We start from the raw sequence: 19,343 nt of genomic DNA on the forward strand, positions 1-19,343 counted from the left end.
GGTCACCGTACGGGCACAGACAGCAAAAAGCCCGGCTGGCGCCGGGCTTTTTGTCGGAAACATGGATCAGCCGCTGCAATCACTCATCTTGCGCCGCGATATCCGCTTTTACCTTTTCGATATCCAGATCACGCAGCGCCTTGATCAGCTCTTCAAACTGCGCCGGCATCATGGCACCAGACTGATTGAACACGATGATGCCATCCTTGAGTGCCATCAGCGTGGGGATGGAACGGATCTGGAAGTGCGCAGCCAGTTCCTGCTCTTCTTCGGTATTGATCTTGCCAAACACGATGTCCGGATGTTTGAGCGCCGCTGCCTCGAAAGTGGGGCCAAACATTTTGCATGGGCCACACCATTCGGCCCAGAAGTCGAGAATGACGATGCCACCCTTGTCGACGGTTTCATTGAAACTGCTGCCGGTAATATTGATGGTGGCCATGTAGTGCTCCCTTCCGGTGTTGCGACACCGCGGATAAGTAATAGCAGCAGAGATGGGACTGGTGGCGGCATTTGCAAGAGCCCTTGCCATGGTTTGTCGCAATCAGGCTGATTGTGTCTGGCTATCCTGCACAAGAGAAAGGCCCACATCGTGGGCCTTTGCTGTCTCTCTATATATAGTGCGCTGAGCGATTTACAGTAGCAGCTTGCTATAACTTTCTTTTTCCATCTGGCAGATTTCCACACAAAGCTGGGTACCTGCAGGCCCTGCCACGTGCTGCTGCAATACCGGCAGCAGGCTGGCGGACAGTTGTTGGCGGGTAGCCAGATCACGTCCAGTCAGGATATGCAGCTGCAGATGCACAAAAGGGTAAGCACCTGGCTCGGTGCCTGTCAGCCAGTGATCCAGCGCAATGGCACGGCTTTTGATATCGGTGGCCTGAAACTGCCCGCTGGCCAGCAGCGCCTGATTGATGGCAAGCAAGGTGGCGGGAACATCCAGCTGCAATTCCTTGCTGTATTGCATGACTATCTGCGGCATCTCAGTGGGCTTTCTTTTTCAGTTGATAGCACTGGTGGATCTTGCGATTGCGGAAGTCTTCCGGCACCGACTGCCCGCTGATGTCGCGGATGTGGTAGCCCTCGGCCAGCCGCTCGTCCAGCACGAAGCTGCGCAGATTATTGGAAAAATACAGCGTACCGCCCGGTGCCAGCAGCGCCATCGCATAGTCGATCAGCCAGACGTGGTCGCGCTGGACGTCCAGGATATCCTGCATTTTCTTGGAATTGGAAAAAGTGGGCGGGTCCATCACGATGAGGTCGAACTGCTTGCCCTCGTCCACTGCTTGTTCCAGATACTGGAATACGTCGGCACGCACCAGTTGATGGCGGGTAAGGTCCAGTCCGTTCAGCTCGAAGTTGCGGCGTGACCAATCCTGGTAGGTATTGGACATGTCGACGGTTTCCGAGCTGACCGCCCCCCCCGCTCCGGCATAGACGGTGAAGCTGCCGGTATAGGCAAACAGATTGAGAAAGCGCTTGCCGGCGGCTTCTTCGCGCACCCGCTTGCGGGTGTTGCGGTGATCAAGGAACAGGCCGGTATCCAGATAGGCATCCAGATTGACGATGAAGCGCTGGCCGAACTCCTGCACGATGAAGTCATCGCCCAGCTTGCCCACTTTCTCGTACTGGTTGACACCCTTCTGGCGGCGGCGGCTTTTCAGGGTGATGGCGGATTCATCCCGTCCGGTGACCTCTGCGATGGCAGCCATGATGGCGGCAATCCATTGCTGGTAGACCTCGTCTTCCATTTCCCAGCCGGTGTCGTATTCCTGCAGGTGCACGCGTTCGCCATATAGATCCACCGCCAGCGGAAACTGCGGTACATCCTTGTCGTAGACGCGCCAGGCATCCAGCCCCTGACGCGAGGCCCACTTGGCGTAGTGCTTGTAGTTTTTCTGCAGCCGGTTGGCAAAGGCGGAGACATCGACCATAACATTCCTTGGCGACAGCAGCCGGTGTGGCCCTGCCGGGTAATTCATTCGGACAAAAACAAACGCGCGCCAGCATAAGCTACCGGCGCGCGCATCAGCAAGTCCTGCTTTACCGCCTATTCAGGCTGATACATGGCGATCAGCTTGCGATAGACCGGCTCGGGCAGATACTGGCGAATCATGTTCTGCCAGCCACGCGGGCCAACCAGGCCCTTGACCATGGTGGAGGACACTTCGGCATATTCCCGCGGTGGCAGCAGAAAGATGGTGGTGATGTCCGGGTGCAGGTCCGAGTTGATGTAACGCATGGTGCGTTCGTATTCGTAGTCGCTGGCGGTACGAATGCCGCGAATGATGTAGTTGGCGCCGATGCTCTGGGCGTAATTCACCAGGAACTGGTTTTCGAACACGTCGACCCGCAGCTTGTTGAAGCCACGAGTGACGGCACGCAGCATCTCGACGCGCTCATCCACACTGAAGGTACAGTGTTTTTCCGGATTCACGCCGACCGCCACGATGAGTTCGTCGAACAGCTCTACCGCTTCGCGAATCATCCACAAGTGACCGTTGGTGACCGGGTCAAAACTTCCGGCGTACACGGCTCTTTTCAATTCTCGCTTCCCTTTGGATGTGTGTGCCATGGCGACTGTATCGTGCAGAGTAAGGGGGGTAAAGGCATTTTTGTTGCAGTGCGCCAAAAATGCGGCAGAACGGCGGGCTTTTGCGTCTTTTACATCATGATTGCAGATCATTCTGGTGCAAGAAGCAAGAAAGGCCGACAAAAAGCCGGCCTTCGTCATCAAAACCGCACCGGAATGGGTCAGCTATTGATGTTTTCCGCGTGATGGCAGGCAATCATCCGCTCGTCGAGCGCACGCAATTCGGGCACTTCCTGCTGGCAACGCTCGTTGGCAAACGGGCAGCGTTTGTGGAAGGTGCAGCCAGATGGCGGATTCAGCGGACTGGGCAGTTCGCCATGAATCTTGATCTTGATGCGGCGGTCTTCCGGATGGATCGATGGCGTGGCCGACAACAAGGCCTGGGTATAAGGATGCAGCGGACGGGAGTAGATCTTTTCCTTGGCCCCCACTTCCACCGCGCGTCCCAGATACATCACCATCAATTCATCTGCCACGTGCTCCACCACCGCCAGATTATGCGAGATGAACACATAGGCGGTGTTGAACTCTTCCTGCAGATCCATGAACAGGTTGAGCACCTGCGCCTGGATGGATACGTCCAGCGCCGAGGTCGGCTCGTCGGCCACCACGATGCGGGGATTGAGCATCATGGCGCGAGCGATGGCGATACGCTGACGCTGGCCACCAGAGAACATATGCGGATAACGGTAGTAATGCTCGGGGCGCAAGCCAACCCGCGTCATCATGGCGCGTACGCGCTCTTCGCGCTCGCTGGCGGACAGGCTGGTATTGATTTCCAGCGGCTCGCCCAGCTGGGTGCCAATCTTCTGGCGCGGATTGAGCGAGGCGTAGGGGTTCTGGAACACCATCTGCACCTTGGTGCGCATGGCTTTCAGTTCGGCCTTGCTGGCAGTGGCCGCATCCTGCCCTTCCAGCAGCAGCGAGCCGGCAGTCGGCGGCTCGATCAGCGTCAGCTGGCGGGCCAGCGTGGACTTGCCGCAGCCGGACTCGCCCACTACCGCCAGCGTCTTGCCGGCAGTCAGTTCAAAGGAGACGCCATTGAGCGCCTTCACCTGGGCCGCCGGCTTGAAAAAGCCCTGGGCGACATCGTAATAACGGGTGAGATCCCGTGCCTGCAATACGGTGCTCATCATGCCTCCTTGGCCGTAATCGGGTAGTGGCAGCGCACGACGCCACCTTCAATAGCGGTCAGGCCCGGACGTTGGGCCTTGCACTTGTCCTGGACATAAGGACAGCGCGGAGACAACAGGCAGCCGCTTGGCCGGTCGTACTGGCCGGGCACGATGCCGGCCAGCGTGGACAGGCGATGCGCCCCCTTGCTGTGTTCCGGGATCGACTTGAGCAGCGCCTCGGTGTAGGGATGGGCCGGTTTACGGAAGATACCTGGCACCTTGGCCATTTCGGCGACTTGCCCGGCATACATCACCGCCACCTTGTGCGCCACTTCGGCCACCACGGCCAGATCGTGGGTAATCATGATCAGCGCCATGTTCTGGCTTTTTTGCAGATTGACCAGCAAGTCCATGATCTGCGCCTGAATGGTGACATCCAGCGCGGTAGTCGGCTCGTCGGCAATCAGCAGCTTGGGGCTACAGGCGATGGCCATGGCGATGACCACGCGCTGGCTCATGCCGCCGGACAGCTGGTGCGGATAGGCGGCCAGACGGCTGGCTGCCGCCGGGATTTCCACCATTTCCATCAGCTCCAGCGCACGCTGCTTCAACGCAGCACCACGCAGGCCCTGATGGATTTTCAGCACTTCCATGATCTGGTAACCCACGGTGTAGCTGGGGTTAAGCGAGGTCATCGGGTCCTGGAAGATCATGGCGATATCCTTGCCGACGATCTTGCGCCGCTCGCGCGCCGAGATGGTGAGCAAATCCTTGCCATCAAACTGCAGGGTATCCGCCACGATGCGGCCCTGACCTTCCAGCAAGCCCATCATGGCCATCATGGTGACCGATTTACCCGAACCGGACTCGCCGACGATGCCGACGATTTCGCCCTGTTCAACCGTCAGGTCCAGCCCTTCCACTGCACGGAAGGGATTGTGTTGCGAACCGAACTCCACCGAGAGGTTCTTGATTTCCAGCAGACTCATACATCCCTCCTCAGGCGGCGCGCTTCAGTTTCGGATCCAGCGCATCGCGCAGGCCGTCACCCATCAGGTTGATAGCCAATACCGACAGCAAAATGGTCAGGCCAGGCAGCGACACTACCCACCAGGCACGCTCGATGTAATCACGGGCGGACGCCAGCATGGTGCCCCACTCCGGCGTGGGCGGCTGTACCCCCAGGCCGAGAAAGCCCAGCGCAGCAATTTCCAGAATGGCCGAAGAGAAGCTCATGGTGGCATGCACGATCAGCGGTGCCATGCAGTTGGGCAGCACGGTGTTGAACATCAGGCGGAACAGCCCGGCACCGGACACGCGCGAGGCGGTGACGTAATCACGGTTCAGCTCGGTCATGGCCGAGGCGCGGGTCAGCCGCACATAGGCCGGCAAGGACACCGTGGCAATGGCGATCATGGCGTTCATCAGGCCAGGCCCGAGAATGGCCATGATGGCCACCGCCAGCAGCAGCGAGGGCAGTGCCATCATGATGTCCATGACACGCATGATTACGCCGCCCAATACCTTGGGGAAGAAAGCGGCCAGCAGGCCCAGCACCACGCCCGGAATCAGCGCCAGCAGCACCGAGCACAGGCCGATGAACAGCGACAGGCGTGCACCGTAGATCAGGCGCGACAGGATGTCGCGGCCCAGCTCGTCGGTCCCCAGCAGGAAGGCAGTGGAACCACCATCCAGCCAGGCCGGCGGCGTCAGCAGATGATCACGGTACTGCTCGATGGGGCTGTACGGTGCCACCAGCGGTGCCAGAATGGCACACAGCAGCACGATACTCATGAAGATCAGCCCGGCCACCGCGCCCTTGTTATAGGAAAAGCCCTGCCAGAACTCCTTGAGTGGCGAAGGGTAGCTCAGCGCCGCATCTTCGGCGGCCGACGCAACGGTAGAGGTGTTTGCATTAGTCATAGCGATACCTGCAAGCGTTATTTGGCGTGACGGATGCGCGGATTGGCGACACCGTACAGAATATCCACGATGAAATTGGTGACGATCACCAGCGTGGCCACGATCAGGATGCCGTTTTGCACCACCGGGTAATCGCGGCGGCTGATGGCATCGATCAGCCATTTGCCGATGCCGGGCCAGGAGAAGATGGTTTCGGTCAGTACCGCACCGCCCATCAGCGTGCCCACTTGCAGGCCGATCACCGTCAGCACCGGAATCAGCGCATTACGCAGGGTATGCACAAAGATGACACGGGCCGGCGACAGGCCCTTGGCCCGTGCGGTACGCACATAGTCTTCGCGCAGCACTTCCAGCATGGAGGAGCGGGTCATCCGCGCGATCACGGCCAGCGGAATGGTGCCCAGCACGATGGCCGGCAGGATCAGATGCATCAAGGCATCCTTGAACGCGCCAGCATTCGCGGCCGGATCGGCTGCTTCGGCCAGCCAGGTATCAATCAGCATGAAGCCGGTACGCGGCGTGATGTCGTAGGCCAGGTCGAGCCGCCCGGAAACCGGAGTCCAGCCCAGCTTGACCGAGAAGAACATGATGAGAATCAGACCCCACCAGAAAATCGGCATGGAAAAACCGGTGAGCGAAATGCCCATCACGCCGTGATCGAGAATCGAGCCGCGCTTGATGGCGGCGGTGACACCCGCCAGCAGGCCGAACACCACGGCAAACAGCATGGCCGCCAGCGCCAGCTCCAGCGTGGCGGGGAACAGCGTTTTGAACTCGCCCCAGACGCTGCTTTTGGTCACCAGCGACTCACCCAGATTGCCATGCAGCAGATTACTGATGTAATCGATATATTGCGCATACAGCGGCTTATCCAGGCCAAGACGGTGCATGGCATCGGCGTGCATCTGCGGATCCAGCGTGCGCTCGCCCACCATGACTTCTACCGGATCACCGGGAATCATGCGGATAAGGCCGAAAGTCAGCAGGGTAATGCCGAAGAACGTGGGGATCAGTAAACCCAGTCTGCGGAAAATGAAAGACAACATACGTACTTCTCCCGTGAATCCACGCTGCCTGACAGCATGGCAGATGGACACCGTTGATTCAGACCCAAAGCGTGGATTTGGATGACGATACCGGTAACAGGGAGGAATGCGCGAGAGCAAAAAGAGGCAAAACGAGGGTGTCGGGCAGAAGACGCCAGCTGAACCACCCACCTATATCAGCCACGTCTTCGCCACGACGGAGTGAACGATATCACCCGGGGGAGGCCACGCCTTTGATACAGGTCAAGCCTGCGTCCACGGCATTGGCACACCAGCCTCTACGTCCTGCTCCTCATCCTGCTTCCGACTGGCATTCCCTGCCTGTCGTGCCGGCGACTGCGCGTCCTTCTCTGATGGAAGGATAGGGCAGTGTTACATGCAAAACATCGGGGGCTTGCGCCCCCGATGTTCAACACCTCCCCGCAGGGAAGCATGCTGGCATTACTTCAGGCTGACACCATAGAAGGAGTTCAGGCCGAACGGGCTGACCTTGAAGCCAACCACCGACTTGGACATCGGCTGTACCACGGTGGAGTGGGCAACCGTGGTGTACGGCAGTTGCTGCTTGAAGATTTCCTGTGCCTTCATGTACAGCTTGGTGCGCTCGGCCACATTGGTGGTGCGCTTGGCTTTTTGCAGCAGGTCTTCAAACGGCTTGTAGCACCACTTGGCAAAGTTGTTGCCGTTCATGGCTTCGCAACCCAGCTGGGTGCCCAGCCAGTTGTCCGGATCCCCATTGTCACCAGTCCAGCCGATCAGCATGGCATCGTGCTCGCCCGCCTTGGCGCGCTTGATGTACTCACCCCATTCGTAGGTGGTGATCTTGGCCTTGACGCCGATCTTGGCCCAGTCAGCCTGGACCATTTCGGCCATCAGCTTGGCATTGGGGTTGTACGGACGCTGTACCGGCATCGCCCACAGGGTGATGTCGAAGCCGTTCGGGTAGCCCGCCTTGGCCAGCAGGGCCTTGGCTTTTTCCACGCTGTACGGTGCGTCTTTCAGGCTCTTGTTATACGACCACTGGGTCGGCGGCATCGGGTTGGTGGCGGCCTGGCCTGCACCCTGATATACGGCGTCGATGATGGCTTTCTTGTTGACAGCCATGTCCAGCGCCTGACGCACTTCCAGCTTGTCCATCGGCTTGTGCTTGACGTTGTAAGCCAGGTAGCCCAGGTTGAAGCCGGCCTGGGAAATCACGTTCAGCTTGCTGTCGGCCTTCATCGCTGCGATGTCGGTCGGGCGCGGGAAAGCGGTAATCTGGCATTCGCCAGCCTTCAGCTTCTGGAAACGCACCGAGGGATCGGTGGTAATGGCGAAGACCAGGTTGTCCACTTTGGGGCCGTCAACCTTGTCCCAGTACTGCTTGTTGGCAGCAAAACGGATCTGCGCATCTTTCTGATAACGCTTGAAGATGAAAGGACCCGTACCTACCGGCTGCTGGTTCAGCAGTTGCGGTGTACCAGCCTTCAGCAGCTTGTCGGCGTATTCGGCCGACTGGATGGAGGCAAAGCTCATCGCCAGGTTCTGCAGGAAGGCAGCATCGATGCTCTTCAGGGTGAACTTGACGGTGTTGGCATCCAGCTTTTCGACCTTGGTGATGTTTTCATCCATGCCCATATCGGTGAAATACGGGAATTCGGTCGGGTAGGCTTTGCGGAAGGCGTTGTTCTTGTTAAGCATGCGGTCGAAGGTAAACACCACGTCGTCCGCATTGAAGTCACGTGTCGGCTTGAAGTAATCAGTAGTCTGAATCTTCACGCCCTTGCGCAGATGGAAGGTGTAGGACAGGCCATCGGCAGCCACATCCCATTTCTCGGCCAGTGCCGGCACCACCTTGGTGCCGCCGCGCTGGAATTGCACCAGGCGGTTGAACACGGTTTCGGCAGCGGCATCGAAGTCGGTGCCAGTGGTGTACTGACCCGGGTCGAAACCGGCCGGGCTACCTTCCGAGCAATATACGAGCGTACCAGCAGCTTGCGCGGCCATCGAGGCCGAGGCGATCAGGCCGGCGGCCAGCAGCATTTTTTTTGCAGCTTGCATGTGTTCTTTCCTTTTCCTTTGTACAGACTTCGTGTTTTTTATCGATCGTCCGATCTCATTAAGCGCCTTTTGGGCGGCTTTGGTCGGATACATTATGCAGAGAGGGGCAGTTTGACAAGCACCCCTCCCCTGTTTTCAGTCATTAATTGCGCGTGCACAGTAGTTGTCAGGCAAAAACTAGCACTTTTTCACCACAACACTGCCGACGGAATAACCGGCACCAAACGAAGAAATGACACCAACATCGCCGCTTTGCAGAGCATCACGGCACAGATGAAAAGCAATGATCGAGCCAGCCGAGCTGGTATTGGCATAGCGATCCAGGATCACCGGTGCTTCCTGCTCCTGCGCATCGCGGCCCAGCACGCGGCGGGCAATCAGCTGGTTCATCGCCAGATTGGCCTGATGCAGCCAGAAACGGCTGACCTGCTGCGGCTGGATGTCCAGGCTTTCCAGATGCTGCACGATGTGCTCACCCACCATCGGGCACACTTCCTTGAACACCTTGCGACCCTGCTGCACAAACAGTTTGTCGACCTGACCTATGCCCTGCTCGTCGCAACGATTGAGGAAGCCGAAATTGTTACGGATATTATTGGAGAACACGGTAGCCAGACGGGTACCGAGGATTTCGAACTGCTCGGCCGCGCTGGCCGACTCGGCAGCTTCCAGCACGATGGCGGTGCAGGCATCGCCAAAAATGAAATGACTGTCGCGGTCGCGGAAATTAAGGTGAGCCGAGCAGATTTCCGGGCTGACCACCAGCACCGCGCGCGCCTGGCCGCTCTGGATGGCATTGACCGCGGTCTGGATGCCAAAGGTGGCGGAAGAACACGCCACATTCATATCGAAGGCATAACCCTGCACACCCAGCGCCTGCTGGATCTCGATGGACACCGCCGGATAGGGGCGCTGCATATTGGAGCAGGCCACCAACACCATATCGATGTCAGCGGCGCTTCTACCTGCCTTGGCCAGCGCCGCCGTGGCCGCCGCCACGCCCATTTCGGCCTGGATCGACAACGCGTCGTTGCTGCGTTCCGGCAGGTAGGGCGTCATGCGTGCCGGGTCCAGCACCCCATCCTTGTTCATCAGGTAGCGCTGTTTGATGCCGGAAGCCTTCTCGATGAACTCGGCACTGGATTCGGCCAGCTCGGTCAGATTGCCGGCGGCGATTTCTGCGGCATGCTGCTGGTTGTATGCAGCGACATAGTGATTGAAAGCAACAACCAGCTCTTCGTTGCTGACGGCATGCGGCGGGGTAAACAGGCCGGTACCGCTGATGACCACTTTCTTCATATTCCCTGTCTCTCCGACAAAGACGCCACCAGCCACATGCCCCGCCCTTACCACGGCAAGCGGTACGGCAGCAGCGCACAGCAGGCAGCATCTGTGATTGCACCCATGTAAACGGGCGTTTGCTCGAATGATACACCAAGCCCTGCACAGCCTGTAATTAATGCCCCCGGCTGTTTATAAACCTAGTAAAATGCTCAACTTTGCTGCACTTGCGTCGCAGGTCTGGGATGCTTTGCAACAGCCATGTACGCATGGATGAATTTATAGTTGACCAAATTAGTCGGGAATTGGGTATAATAAGCCCAACCACCCACCGGAGTTTACGATCATGCGTCTCACCACCAAAGGCCGCTTTGCGGTAACCGCCATGCTGGACCTTGCCATGCGCGAAGCCAATGGCCCGGTGACACTGGCCGGCATCAGCGAACGCCAGAGCATTTCCCTTTCCTACCTGGAACAACTGTTTGGCAAACTGCGCCGTTCCGAACTGGTTGACAGCGTACGCGGCCCTGGCGGCGGCTACACCCTGGCCCGCGTCCCGGCCGATATCTCGGTGGCAGACATCATCGCCGCCGTGGATGAGCCGGTTGACGCCACCCAGTGTGGCGGCCGCGAAAACTGTCATGACAACCACCGCTGCATGACCCACGACTTGTGGACCAACCTGAACGCCACCATTTTCGACTACCTGGCCAAGGTCACCCTGGGCAGCCTGGTTGAAAAGCAGCGCGCCAAGGAAGCAGCCGCCAAAGATAGCAATGTAATGCAGGACAAGCGCGAAAGCAGCCCCCGTGCGGCTGCCTCCGCCTCCAGCGCACTGTAAGCGCACCGCATACCCGGAGAATTGATAATGAGTCAGCTCAAGCTTCCCATCTACCTCGACTATTCGGCCACTACCCCGGTCGATCCCCGCGTTGCCGCCAAGATGATTCCCTATCTGACCGAGCAGTTCGGCAACCCGGCGTCGCGCAGTCACAGCTTTGGCTGGACGGCAGAAGAGGCGGTAGAGAATGCGCGGGCAGAAGTGGCCAAGCTCCTGAATGCCGACCCCAAGGAAATCGTCTGGACTTCCGGTGCCACCGAGTCCGACAACCTGGCCATCAAGGGCGCCGCCCAGTTCTACAAGAGCCGCGGCAAGCACATCATCACCGTCAAGACCGAGCACAAGGCGGTGCTGGATACCTGTCGCGAGCTGGAACGCCAAGGCTTTGAAGTCACCTATCTGGGCGTGCAGGAAAACGGCCTGATCGACATTGAAGAATTCAAGGCGGCCATCCGTCCGGACACCATCCTGGTGTCGGTGATGTACGTCAACAATGAAATCGGCGTGATCCAGGACATTCCGCAGATTGGCGAAATCTGCCGTGAAAAAGGCATCATCTTCCATGTCGACGCCACCCAGGCGCCGGGCAAGGTAAAGATGGACATGAATGTGCTGAAGGTGGACCTGATGAGCCTGTCGGCCCACAAGGCCTACGGTCCCAAGGGTATTGGCGCACTGTACGTACGCCGCAAGCCGCGTGTACGCCTGGAAGCCCAGATGCACGGCGGTGGCCATGAGCGCGGTTTCCGCTCTGGCACCCTGCCCACTCACCAGATCGTCGGCATGGGCGAGGCTTTCCGCCTGGCCCGCGAAGAGATGGACAGCGAGAGCGAACGCATCCGCATGCTGCGCGACCGCCTGTGGAACGGTATCAAGGACATGGAAGAGGTGTACATCAACGGCGACATCGACCAGCGTGTACCGCACAACCTCAATGTCAGCTTCAACTTCGTCGAAGGCGAAAGCCTGATCATGGCGATCAAGGACCTGGCCGTTTCCAGTGGTTCGGCCTGTACCTCGGCCTCGCTAGAGCCTTCCTATGTACTGCGCGCACTGGGCCGTAACGACGAGATGGCACACAGCTCCATCCGTTTCACCCTGGGCCGCTTCACCACCGAAGAAGAAATCGACTTCGCCATTGCGCTGTTGAAAGATAAAATCGGCAAACTGCGCGAACTGTCCCCGCTGTGGGAGATGTTCAAGGAAGGCGTAGACCTGAATTCGGTACAGTGGGCCGCACACTGAACTATCAATGATTTACGGGGTGGGCCAGCCAGTTTGGCCGGCCCCGTCAGCAGGAGAGAGAACCATGGCATACAGCGACAAGTTGATGGATCACTACGAGAACCCGCGTAATGTAGGTTCCTTTGAAAAAGGCGATGACAGCGTGGGCACCGGCATGGTGGGTGCGCCGGCCTGTGGCGACGTGATGAAGCTGCAGATCAAGGTAAACGCTGATGGCGTGATCGAAGATGCCAAATTCAAGACCTACGGCTGTGGCTCGGCCATTGCCTCGTCGTCCCTGGTCACCGAGTGGGTGAAAGGCAAATCGCTGGACGAAGCCATGGCCATCAAGAATACCGCCATTGCCGAAGAACTGGCCTTGCCGCCGGTGAAGATTCACTGCTCCATCCTGGCCGAAGACGCCATCAAGGCAGCAGTCAGCGACTACAAGCAAAAGCACGGCAAGTAAGGAGCACGACATGGCTATCACTCTGTCCGCCAGCGCGGCCAACCACGTCAGCCAGTTTCTGGCCAAACGCGGCAAGGGCCTGGGCATCCGTCTGGGGGTGAAAACCTCCGGCTGCTCCGGCATGGCCTACAAGCTGGAGTTCGTCGACTCGGCCATCGAGGACGACATCACCTTCGAGAGCCATGGCGTCACCGTCTTCACCGATGCCAAGAGCCTGGCCTATCTGGACGGCACCGAACTGGATTACACCAAGGAAGGGCTCAACGAAGGTTTCAAGTTCAACAACCCCAACGTGAAAAACGAATGTGGTTGTGGCGAAAGCTTCAACGTCTGATTGCGCGCCTTCGCGCCACACTGTCGTGGATGGCCGCCCCTAGCGGCCATCTGCCAGCCAACCTGCAGTTTCCCAGCCCAAGGCCATGACCACCGAATTCTCCCAGGATTTCTTTCAGCTGTTCGGCCTGTCGCGCCGCTTCGCGCTGGATAGCCAGCAACTCGAACAATCCTGGCGTGCCGCCGCCGCCGCCGTCCACCCAGACCGTTACGCCAGCAGCCCGGATGCGGAAAAGCGCATGGCACTGATGCAGGCTACCCACGTCAACGAAGCTTATCAGACGCTGAAAAGCCCACTGCGCCGTGGCCGTTACCTGCTATCGCTGCAGGGTGTGGATACCCAGGAAGAAACCAATACCAGCATGCCGCTGGATTTCCTGATGGCGCAGATGGAATGGCGCGAAAGCATAGAAGAAGCGCGCGACAGCAGTGATGTTGACGCACTGGAAGCCCTGTCCTCCCGCCTGCGCAGCGACAAGCGTGCACTGGAAGCCGAACTGGGAAATGCTCTGGATAGCACAGCAGACTTGGACGCGGCTGCGGTGATGGTGCGAAAATTGCGCTTTCTGGAAAAACTCGATCAGGAGATCGGCGACGCCATCGAAACCCTGCTTGGCTAAGCCGTCACCACTGGCACCGCTGATGTTTCTGCTCACGCGACAACAATAAAGATTCCGTCATGGCTCTACTACAAATCGCCGAACCCGGCCTGTCCGCAGCACCACACCAGCACCGCCTGGCTGTGGGCATTGATCTTGGCACCACCAACTCGCTGGTGGCCACGGTAAGAAGTGGCGCCACCACCGTACTGGCCGACGAGTTTGGCCGTAGCCTGCTGCCCTCGGTCGTACGCTATCAGGATGGCGGCCAGGTGACGGTGGGCTATGATGCCCAGCGTGAACAGAACCATGACCCGCACAACACCATTACCTCGGTCAAACGCTTCATGGGACGCGGCCTGTCCGATATCAAGGATGCCGGCAGCCTGCCCTACCGTTTTGTCGATGCCCCCGGCATGGTGCAATTGCACACGGTGGCCGGGGTAAAAAGCCCGGTTGAGGTATCGGCCGACATCCTGCGTACCCTCGCCCAGCGTGCCGCGGCCACTCTTGGTGGCGAACTGACTGGCGCGGTGATTACCGTCCCGGCCTATTTTGACGACGCCCAGCGCCAGGCCACCAAGGATGCCGCCCGGCTCGCCGGCCTCACCGTACTGCGCCTGCTGAACGAACCCACCGCTGCCGCCATTGCCTACGGTCTGGACAATGGCGCAGAAGGCACTTACGTGGTGTACGACCTGGGCGGTGGTACTTTTGACATCTCCATCCTCAAACTCACCCGTGGTGTCTTTGAAGTGCTGTCCACCAGTGGCGATTCCGCCCTGGGCGGCGATGACTTCGACCACCGCGTGTATTGCTGGATTCTGGAGCAAGCCGACCTGCACGGCCTGTCCGCCCAGGACACCCGCCTGTTGCTCACCCGAGCCCGCGAAGCGAAAGAAGCACTCACCGAGCACAGTGACACCCGCATCACCGCCATCCTGTCCGATGGCAACGCGGTAGACCTGACGCTGGATCAGGACACCTTCCGCCAGATCACCAAGACCCTGGTCGACAAGACCCTGCTGCCGGTACGCAAGGCGCTGCGCGATGCCGACATCAGCGCTGGCGACGTCAAGGGTGTGGTGATGGTGGGGGGTGCCACCCGCATGCCGCACATCCAGAAGGCCGTGGCCGACTTCTTCGGCCAGCCGCCCTTGACCAATCTGGACCCGGACAAGGTGGTTGCCCTCGGTGCGGCCATTCAAGCCAATGTACTGGCCGGCAACAAGGGCGAGGACGAATGGCTGCTGCTGGACGTGATTCCGCTGTCGCTGGGCATCGAAACCATGGGCGGCCTTACCGAAAAGATCATCCCGCGTAACAGCACCATTCCGGTGGCCCGTGCCCAGGAATTCACCACTTTCAAGGATGGCCAGACTGCCATGTCCATCCATGTATTGCAGGGCGAGCGTGAGCTGGTGGCCGACTGCCGCAGCCTGGCGCAATTCGTACTGCGTGGCATTCCGCCCATGGTGGCCGGTGCTGCCCGCATCCGCATCACCTTCCAGGTAGACGCCGACGGCCTGCTGGCGGTATCTGCCCGCGAAATGACCAGCGGCGTGGAAGCCAGCATCGAAGTGAAACCCTCCTACGGCCTGTCCGACGACGCCATCAGCCAGATGCTGAGCGACTCGCTGGCCCATGTGCAGGACGACATTGAAGCGCGCAAACTGCGCGAAGCCATTGTCGATGCCGACAGCCTGCGCGATGCCACGCTGGCCGCGCTGCGCATCGATGGTGACCTGCTCACTGCCGAAGAAACCAGCGCCATCCAGCTGGTATTGCAGCAACTGGAACAAGCCATTGCCAGCCAGACCACCCTGCAAGTCAACCAGGCCACCCATCGCCTGAACAAGGCCACCGAAGACTTTGCCGCCCGCCGCATGGATCGCAATATCCAGCGCGCACTCAAGGGCCAGAAAATTTCCGAGCTATAAGGACCCGCCATGCCACGCCTGATTGTGCTGCCCCACGCCGACCTCTGCCCCGAAGGCGCAGTGATCGACAACGCCGAAACCGGCAAAAACATCTGCGAGGTGTTGCTGGAACACGATATCGAAATCGAACATGCCTGCGAGCTGTCCTGTGCCTGCACCACCTGCCACTGCATTGTGCGCGAAGGCTTTGATTCGCTGAATGAAGCAGACGAGCTGGAAGAAGACATGCTGGACAAGGCCTGGGGGCTGGAATCGCAGTCGCGCCTGTCCTGCCAGGCGGTGATCGGTGACGAAGACCTGGTGGTGGAAATTCCGCGTTACACCATCAACCACGCCCGCGAACACCATTAAGACTTCTTCATCCGCCGGTTTGCCGGGCAGGATGCGCTAGCACAGAAGAAAGGAGAACAGGATGAAATGGACCGACGTTAACGACATCGCCATCGAGCTGGTGGAGAGCCATCCCGACATCGACCCCAAAACCGTGCGCTTTGTCGACCTGCACAACTGGGTGATTGCCCTGCCAGACTTCGACGACGACCACAGCCGTGGCGGCGAGCGGGTACTGGAGGCCATCCAGCAAGCCTGGATAGACGAGGCCGAGTAAGCCCCCGCTGCTGCACCGACGCCCTGCCCTGCAGGGCGTTGTGCTTTCTGCTGCTTAAAAAACGGGCGATGCTGGCCGGAGCCGACAGGCTGTTATAAGATTGTTCACAATCTTTGCTACTCTCGCCAGCCCCCGCTGCGCGGTCTCGGAGCCTGCCCCATGTTTACCCTGATCATTGGCAACAAGAATTTGTCTTCCTGGTCGCTACGCCCCTGGCTGGTGCTGAAAATGCTGAACGAGCCCTTCGAGGAAAAGCATATCGACCTCACCGCCAGCGACTGCAAGACACGCATCCTCGCCTGCAACCCTGCCGGCAAGGTGCCGCTGCTGATCGACCAGCAGCTGCGCATCGGTGACAGCCTGGCCATCTGCGAATATCTGGCCGAATGTTTTCCCGCCGCCGGACTGTGGCCGGATGATGCATCCACCCGCGCTATTGCCCGGGCCGTGGTGGCAGAAATGCATGCCGGCTTTGCCGCCCTGCGCAGCGAACTGCCGATGAATGTCTGTGGCGACTTCCCGGCCAGCACACCGGGTGCAGCCGCCCAGGCCGACATCGAGCGCATCAGCAGCCTGTGGGAAAGCCTGCGTCAACAACATCAAGGCAATGGCCCCTTCCTGTTTGGCCAGTTCAGCATCGCCGACGCCTTTTTCGCCCCGGTGGTATGGCGCTTTCATAGCTACCATGTGGCACTGGATGGCCATGCTGCCGCCTACGCCACCCACATGCGCCAGCTCCCTGCCATGCAGGAATGGCTGGCCGCCGCGCAACAGGAAGAACAGGCGTCCGCCTCCAGCAAATAAATACCGCAATCCTGATGGAACAACGCGCCATAACTCATTAAAATGGCGCGTTTTTTTATGCGTTATTGCGTCAAGAGGCTTACAGCATGACTACCCCGTTCATTATCGGCGTTGCCGGCGGCAGCGGCAGCGGCAAGACCACGGTAACCGCCAAGGTGCTGGAAACCATCGGTCCCGACATGGCGGCCGTCATCGTGCAGGACTATTACTACCGGGATCAGGCCCACCTGACCTTCGAGCAGCGCCTCGCCACCAATTACGACCACCCGCATGCCTTCGACTGGCCCTTGCTGATCGAACATATCGAAGAGCTGCTAGCCGGCCGGCCCATCGACATGCCGGTCTACGATTTCACCCACCACACCCGTGCGACAGAAACCATTACGGTAAAGCCCGCGCCGGTCATCGTCATCGAGGGGCTGTTTCCGCTATACGATGCCGCGCTGCGCGACATGATGTCGCTGAAGATTTTTGTGGATACCGACCCGGACGTGCGCTTCATCCGCCGTCTGCAACGCGATATCCGCGAACGCGGCCGCAGCGCCGACCATGTGATCGAACACTACCTGGCCACCGTGCGTCCCATGCACAACCAGTTCATTGAGCCGACCAAACGCTTTGCCGACGTGATCCTGCCGCATGGTGCCAACGATCCGGCGGTGGACATCATCACCACCAAGGTCGCCAGCCTGATCAGCAACTGAGACCGCTCGGCCTCCAGGCGGGCTGCCCGCGCAGCCCGTCGCCATCTTTTCTCCCCCTCTTGCTGCAACTGCCGGCCAATAACAGGCGGACAGCTGCGTCATTTCCGCGGCTAGCAGTGGCTGCGAGCCGCGCGTGACTGATGCTGTCCCCCTGCCACGATGCTGGCCTGCCCAAACCTGACAGCAAAATTGCCTCGTCTTTCCGCTGACTTAGCACTTTCCTCTACTACGCCCGCCGCTTTCTCCCCTGACAAGCAGCTGCCACACCTGCCGTGAAGAGCGGCACGGTACGTCCTTTAGGCCAGCAGCCAGCAGAACAGACTTGCCGGAAAGTCAGGCCCGATCGTGTCGCAATAATGCCGCACTTAACCTGACCTAAAGACAGGGATTTCCTGGCTTACCTGAAATAAATTTTCAAAATTAATGAATATTTTTACGATTTTTGATAATTTTTTTCAAAATAATCATGAGGAGATGGCCATGGCGCAACAGGAACACGCAGCGCAGACGCTGAACCGCGCGACCAAGGGGCTGGGTAGCAGCCCCGCATCCTGCACCCTGCAACAGCTAGCCCAACTGGGCTGGAACATCCTGCGCGAGGATGTCAGCCTGCCGGTGGCATTACTGCGCCAGAGCCGTATCGAACACAATCTGCAATGGATGCAGCAGTTCATGCAGCGCTACGGCGTAGAACTGGCCCCGCATGGCAAAACCACCATGAGCCCGGCGCTGTTCCACATGCAGCTGGCGCATGGTGCCTGGGGCATCACCCTGGCCACCGCCCCGCAAGTGCATGCCGCCTATCTGCATGGTATCCGCCGCTTACTGCTGGCCAACCAGCTGGTGGGCAAGGCCAATATGGCCATCATCTCGCGCCTGCAACAGCAAGACCCCGACTTCAGCTTCTGCTGCATTGTCGACTCCGCCGCCAACGTTGATGCACTGGGCCGCTTCTTTGCCCAGAACGGGCAAACCTTGCGCATTTTGCTGGAATACGGCGTGGAAGGCGGCCGTACCGGTGTGCGTTCACCGCAGCAGGAAGATGAAGTGCTGGCGGCGATTGCCCGCTGGCCACAATCGCTCAGCCTGATCGGAGTGGAAATCTACGAGGGCGTGCTGCAACAAGAAGAAGACATCCGGGCCTTCCTGCGCAGCGTGGTGGCCCGTACCCGCGAGCACGCCGCGCGCCGGCTGTTCCGTGAAGAGAAAATCCTGCTCAGCGGTGCCGGCTCGGCCTGGTACGACGTGGTAGCCGACGAGTTCTCTGGCCTCGACCTGGGCCAGCCACTGCAGGTGCTGCTGCGCCCAGGCTGCTATCTCACCCACGATGTCGGCATCTATCTGCATGCCGAACAGCGCATCCAGAGCAATAACCCGGTGGCCCGCGAAATGGGGCGCAGCCTGCAGCCGGCACTGCAATTGTGGGCTTATGTGCAATCGATCCCGGAAAGTGGCCGCGCCATCATTGCACTGGGCAAGCGCGATGCTGCTTTCGACGCCGGCCTGCCGCAAGTATCACTACATTTCCGCCCGGGCAGCAGTACGACACCACAGCCGGCCCCGGCGGACTGGATCGTCAGTGCAATGATGGACCAGCACGCCTTCATGCGTATTCCGGCCGACGCCGACCTGCAGGTGGGCGACATGCTGGCCTTCGAGATATCCCATCCCTGCCTCACCTTCGACAAATGGCGTCAGCTGCTGCTGGTGGACGATGCCCTCAATGTCACCGGTGCGGTGGAAACCCTGTTTTAGACCAGAAGCACCACCAAGACCGCCCCCGCAACGTACGGGGGCGGCACCCTCCCCCCTACTACAAGGAGA

21 protein-coding genes are annotated in these 19,343 nt (G+C 59.3%); 11 read left to right on the forward strand and 10 right to left on the reverse strand.

Going from position 1 to position 19,343, the window contains the following annotated elements:
• Positions 1–79: 79 nt before the first annotated feature.
• From trxA to EAY64_RS11855, 10 genes are all read right to left on the reverse strand, one after another.
• Positions 80–442 (reverse strand): thioredoxin, encoded by a 363-nt coding sequence (gene trxA / locus EAY64_RS11810; protein ID WP_103524965.1) that lies wholly within the window; start codon positions 440–442, stop codon positions 80–82.
• A gap of 192 nt (positions 443–634) precedes the next feature.
• On the reverse strand, positions 635–967 hold the full coding sequence (locus tag EAY64_RS11815) for a 5-carboxymethyl-2-hydroxymuconate Delta-isomerase (protein ID WP_158604675.1): 333 nt from the start codon (positions 965–967) through the stop codon (positions 635–637).
• A 16-nt stretch (positions 968–983) separates the two neighbouring features.
• Complete coding sequence (locus EAY64_RS11820; RefSeq protein ID WP_103524967.1) at positions 984–1,934, reverse strand: class I SAM-dependent methyltransferase; 951 nt, start codon at positions 1,932–1,934, stop codon at positions 984–986.
• A 116-nt stretch (positions 1,935–2,050) separates the two neighbouring features.
• Positions 2,051–2,575, reverse strand: coding sequence for a pantetheine-phosphate adenylyltransferase (coaD, locus tag EAY64_RS11825; protein WP_059286369.1), 525 nt, complete (start codon positions 2,573–2,575; stop codon positions 2,051–2,053).
• 179 nt (positions 2,576–2,754) lie between these two features.
• Positions 2,755–3,726, reverse strand: a complete 972-nt coding sequence (locus tag EAY64_RS11830; RefSeq protein WP_103524968.1) for a peptide ABC transporter ATP-binding protein — start codon at positions 3,724–3,726, stop codon at positions 2,755–2,757.
• Positions 3,726–4,697, reverse strand: a complete 972-nt coding sequence (locus EAY64_RS11835; protein ID WP_059286367.1) for an ABC transporter ATP-binding protein — start codon at positions 4,695–4,697, stop codon at positions 3,726–3,728. Before EAY64_RS11835 ends, EAY64_RS11830 begins: the two co-directional genes overlap by 1 nt.
• A 10-nt stretch (positions 4,698–4,707) precedes the next feature.
• Positions 4,708–5,631 carry an ABC transporter permease subunit gene (locus tag EAY64_RS11840; RefSeq protein ID WP_103524969.1) on the reverse strand — a complete coding sequence of 308 codons (924 nt, stop codon included), beginning with the start codon at positions 5,629–5,631 and terminating at the stop codon, positions 4,708–4,710.
• A gap of 17 nt (positions 5,632–5,648) precedes the next feature.
• A complete protein-coding gene (locus EAY64_RS11845) occupies positions 5,649–6,677 on the reverse strand; it encodes an ABC transporter permease subunit (protein WP_103524970.1) in 1,029 nt (342 codons plus the stop codon).
• Positions 6,678–7,118: 441 nt separating this feature from the next.
• A complete protein-coding gene (locus EAY64_RS11850; protein ID WP_103524971.1) occupies positions 7,119–8,717 on the reverse strand; it encodes an ABC transporter substrate-binding protein in 1,599 nt (532 codons plus the stop codon).
• A gap of 177 nt (positions 8,718–8,894) precedes the next feature.
• Complete coding sequence (locus EAY64_RS11855) at positions 8,895–10,016, reverse strand: beta-ketoacyl-ACP synthase III (protein ID WP_103524972.1); 1,122 nt, start codon at positions 10,014–10,016, stop codon at positions 8,895–8,897.
• Between the two features lie 328 nt (positions 10,017–10,344).
• Between EAY64_RS11855 and iscR the strand changes: the two genes are divergently transcribed.
• The 11 genes from iscR (at position 10,345) to EAY64_RS11910 (ending at position 19,274) form a co-directional block, all read left to right on the forward strand.
• Positions 10,345–10,839: a Fe-S cluster assembly transcriptional regulator IscR gene (iscR, locus tag EAY64_RS11860; protein ID WP_103524973.1), complete on the forward strand. Its 495-nt coding sequence runs from the start codon at positions 10,345–10,347 to the stop codon at positions 10,837–10,839.
• A 27-nt stretch (positions 10,840–10,866) separates the two neighbouring features.
• Positions 10,867–12,084, forward strand: a complete 1,218-nt coding sequence (locus tag EAY64_RS11865; protein WP_059286361.1) for an IscS subfamily cysteine desulfurase — start codon at positions 10,867–10,869, stop codon at positions 12,082–12,084.
• Between the two features lie 64 nt (positions 12,085–12,148).
• Positions 12,149–12,532, forward strand: a complete 384-nt coding sequence (gene iscU, locus EAY64_RS11870) for a Fe-S cluster assembly scaffold IscU (protein ID WP_059286360.1) — start codon at positions 12,149–12,151, stop codon at positions 12,530–12,532.
• Between the two features lie 10 nt (positions 12,533–12,542).
• A complete protein-coding gene (gene iscA / locus EAY64_RS11875) occupies positions 12,543–12,866 on the forward strand; it encodes an iron-sulfur cluster assembly protein IscA (protein WP_103524974.1) in 324 nt (107 codons plus the stop codon).
• 85 nt (positions 12,867–12,951) lie between these two features.
• Positions 12,952–13,485 carry a Fe-S protein assembly co-chaperone HscB gene (hscB, locus tag EAY64_RS11880; RefSeq protein WP_103524975.1) on the forward strand — a complete coding sequence of 178 codons (534 nt, stop codon included), beginning with the start codon at positions 12,952–12,954 and terminating at the stop codon, positions 13,483–13,485.
• A gap of 59 nt (positions 13,486–13,544) precedes the next feature.
• Complete coding sequence (gene hscA / locus EAY64_RS11885; RefSeq protein ID WP_103524976.1) at positions 13,545–15,404, forward strand: Fe-S protein assembly chaperone HscA; 1,860 nt, start codon at positions 13,545–13,547, stop codon at positions 15,402–15,404.
• A gap of 9 nt (positions 15,405–15,413) precedes the next feature.
• Positions 15,414–15,755: an ISC system 2Fe-2S type ferredoxin gene (gene fdx / locus EAY64_RS11890; protein ID WP_103524977.1), complete on the forward strand. Its 342-nt coding sequence runs from the start codon at positions 15,414–15,416 to the stop codon at positions 15,753–15,755.
• 61 nt (positions 15,756–15,816) lie between these two features.
• Positions 15,817–16,011: a Fe-S cluster assembly protein IscX gene (gene iscX / locus EAY64_RS11895; protein ID WP_103524978.1), complete on the forward strand. Its 195-nt coding sequence runs from the start codon at positions 15,817–15,819 to the stop codon at positions 16,009–16,011.
• Between the two features lie 159 nt (positions 16,012–16,170).
• A complete protein-coding gene (locus tag EAY64_RS11900; RefSeq protein ID WP_103524979.1) occupies positions 16,171–16,815 on the forward strand; it encodes a glutathione S-transferase family protein in 645 nt (214 codons plus the stop codon).
• 86 nt (positions 16,816–16,901) lie between these two features.
• Positions 16,902–17,519 (forward strand): uridine kinase, encoded by a 618-nt coding sequence (gene udk / locus EAY64_RS11905; protein WP_103524980.1) that lies wholly within the window; start codon positions 16,902–16,904, stop codon positions 17,517–17,519.
• 480 nt (positions 17,520–17,999) lie between these two features.
• Positions 18,000–19,274, forward strand: a complete 1,275-nt coding sequence (locus EAY64_RS11910; protein ID WP_103524992.1) for an amino acid deaminase — start codon at positions 18,000–18,002, stop codon at positions 19,272–19,274.
• Positions 19,275–19,343: the final 69 nt, after the last annotated feature.

It is taken from the genome of Aquitalea palustris (assembly GCF_003693445.1).
Classification (GTDB): domain Bacteria; phylum Pseudomonadota; class Gammaproteobacteria; order Burkholderiales; family Chromobacteriaceae; genus Aquitalea; species Aquitalea palustris.

Excerpts from the sequence above, each read along its gene's own strand:
- trxA (WP_103524965.1), bottom strand. The coding sequence starts at position 442 with ATGGCCACCATCAATATTACCGGCAGCAGTTTCAATGAAACCGTCGAC.
- EAY64_RS11815 (WP_158604675.1), bottom strand. The coding sequence starts at position 967 with ATGCAATACAGCAAGGAATTGCAGCTGGATGTTCCCGCCACCTTGCTT.
- EAY64_RS11820 (WP_103524967.1), bottom strand. The coding sequence starts at position 1,934 with ATGGTCGATGTCTCCGCCTTTGCCAACCGGCTGCAGAAAAACTACAAG.
- coaD (WP_059286369.1), bottom strand. The coding sequence starts at position 2,575 with ATGGCACACACATCCAAAGGGAAGCGAGAATTGAAAAGAGCCGTGTAC.
- EAY64_RS11830 (WP_103524968.1), bottom strand. The coding sequence starts at position 3,726 with ATGAGCACCGTATTGCAGGCACGGGATCTCACCCGTTATTACGATGTC.
- EAY64_RS11835 (WP_059286367.1), bottom strand. The coding sequence starts at position 4,697 with ATGAGTCTGCTGGAAATCAAGAACCTCTCGGTGGAGTTCGGTTCGCAA.
- EAY64_RS11840 (WP_103524969.1), bottom strand. The coding sequence starts at position 5,631 with ATGACTAATGCAAACACCTCTACCGTTGCGTCGGCCGCCGAAGATGCG.
- EAY64_RS11845 (WP_103524970.1), bottom strand. The coding sequence starts at position 6,677 with ATGTTGTCTTTCATTTTCCGCAGACTGGGTTTACTGATCCCCACGTTC.
- EAY64_RS11850 (WP_103524971.1), bottom strand. The coding sequence starts at position 8,717 with ATGCAAGCTGCAAAAAAAATGCTGCTGGCCGCCGGCCTGATCGCCTCG.
- EAY64_RS11855 (WP_103524972.1), bottom strand. The coding sequence starts at position 10,016 with ATGAAGAAAGTGGTCATCAGCGGTACCGGCCTGTTTACCCCGCCGCAT.
- iscR (WP_103524973.1), top strand. The coding sequence starts at position 10,345 with ATGCGTCTCACCACCAAAGGCCGCTTTGCGGTAACCGCCATGCTGGAC.
- EAY64_RS11865 (WP_059286361.1), top strand. The coding sequence starts at position 10,867 with ATGAGTCAGCTCAAGCTTCCCATCTACCTCGACTATTCGGCCACTACC.
- iscU (WP_059286360.1), top strand. The coding sequence starts at position 12,149 with ATGGCATACAGCGACAAGTTGATGGATCACTACGAGAACCCGCGTAAT.
- iscA (WP_103524974.1), top strand. The coding sequence starts at position 12,543 with ATGGCTATCACTCTGTCCGCCAGCGCGGCCAACCACGTCAGCCAGTTT.
- hscB (WP_103524975.1), top strand. The coding sequence starts at position 12,952 with ATGACCACCGAATTCTCCCAGGATTTCTTTCAGCTGTTCGGCCTGTCG.
- hscA (WP_103524976.1), top strand. The coding sequence starts at position 13,545 with ATGGCTCTACTACAAATCGCCGAACCCGGCCTGTCCGCAGCACCACAC.
- fdx (WP_103524977.1), top strand. The coding sequence starts at position 15,414 with ATGCCACGCCTGATTGTGCTGCCCCACGCCGACCTCTGCCCCGAAGGC.
- iscX (WP_103524978.1), top strand. The coding sequence starts at position 15,817 with ATGAAATGGACCGACGTTAACGACATCGCCATCGAGCTGGTGGAGAGC.
- EAY64_RS11900 (WP_103524979.1), top strand. The coding sequence starts at position 16,171 with ATGTTTACCCTGATCATTGGCAACAAGAATTTGTCTTCCTGGTCGCTA.
- udk (WP_103524980.1), top strand. The coding sequence starts at position 16,902 with ATGACTACCCCGTTCATTATCGGCGTTGCCGGCGGCAGCGGCAGCGGC.
- EAY64_RS11910 (WP_103524992.1), top strand. The coding sequence starts at position 18,000 with ATGGCGCAACAGGAACACGCAGCGCAGACGCTGAACCGCGCGACCAAG.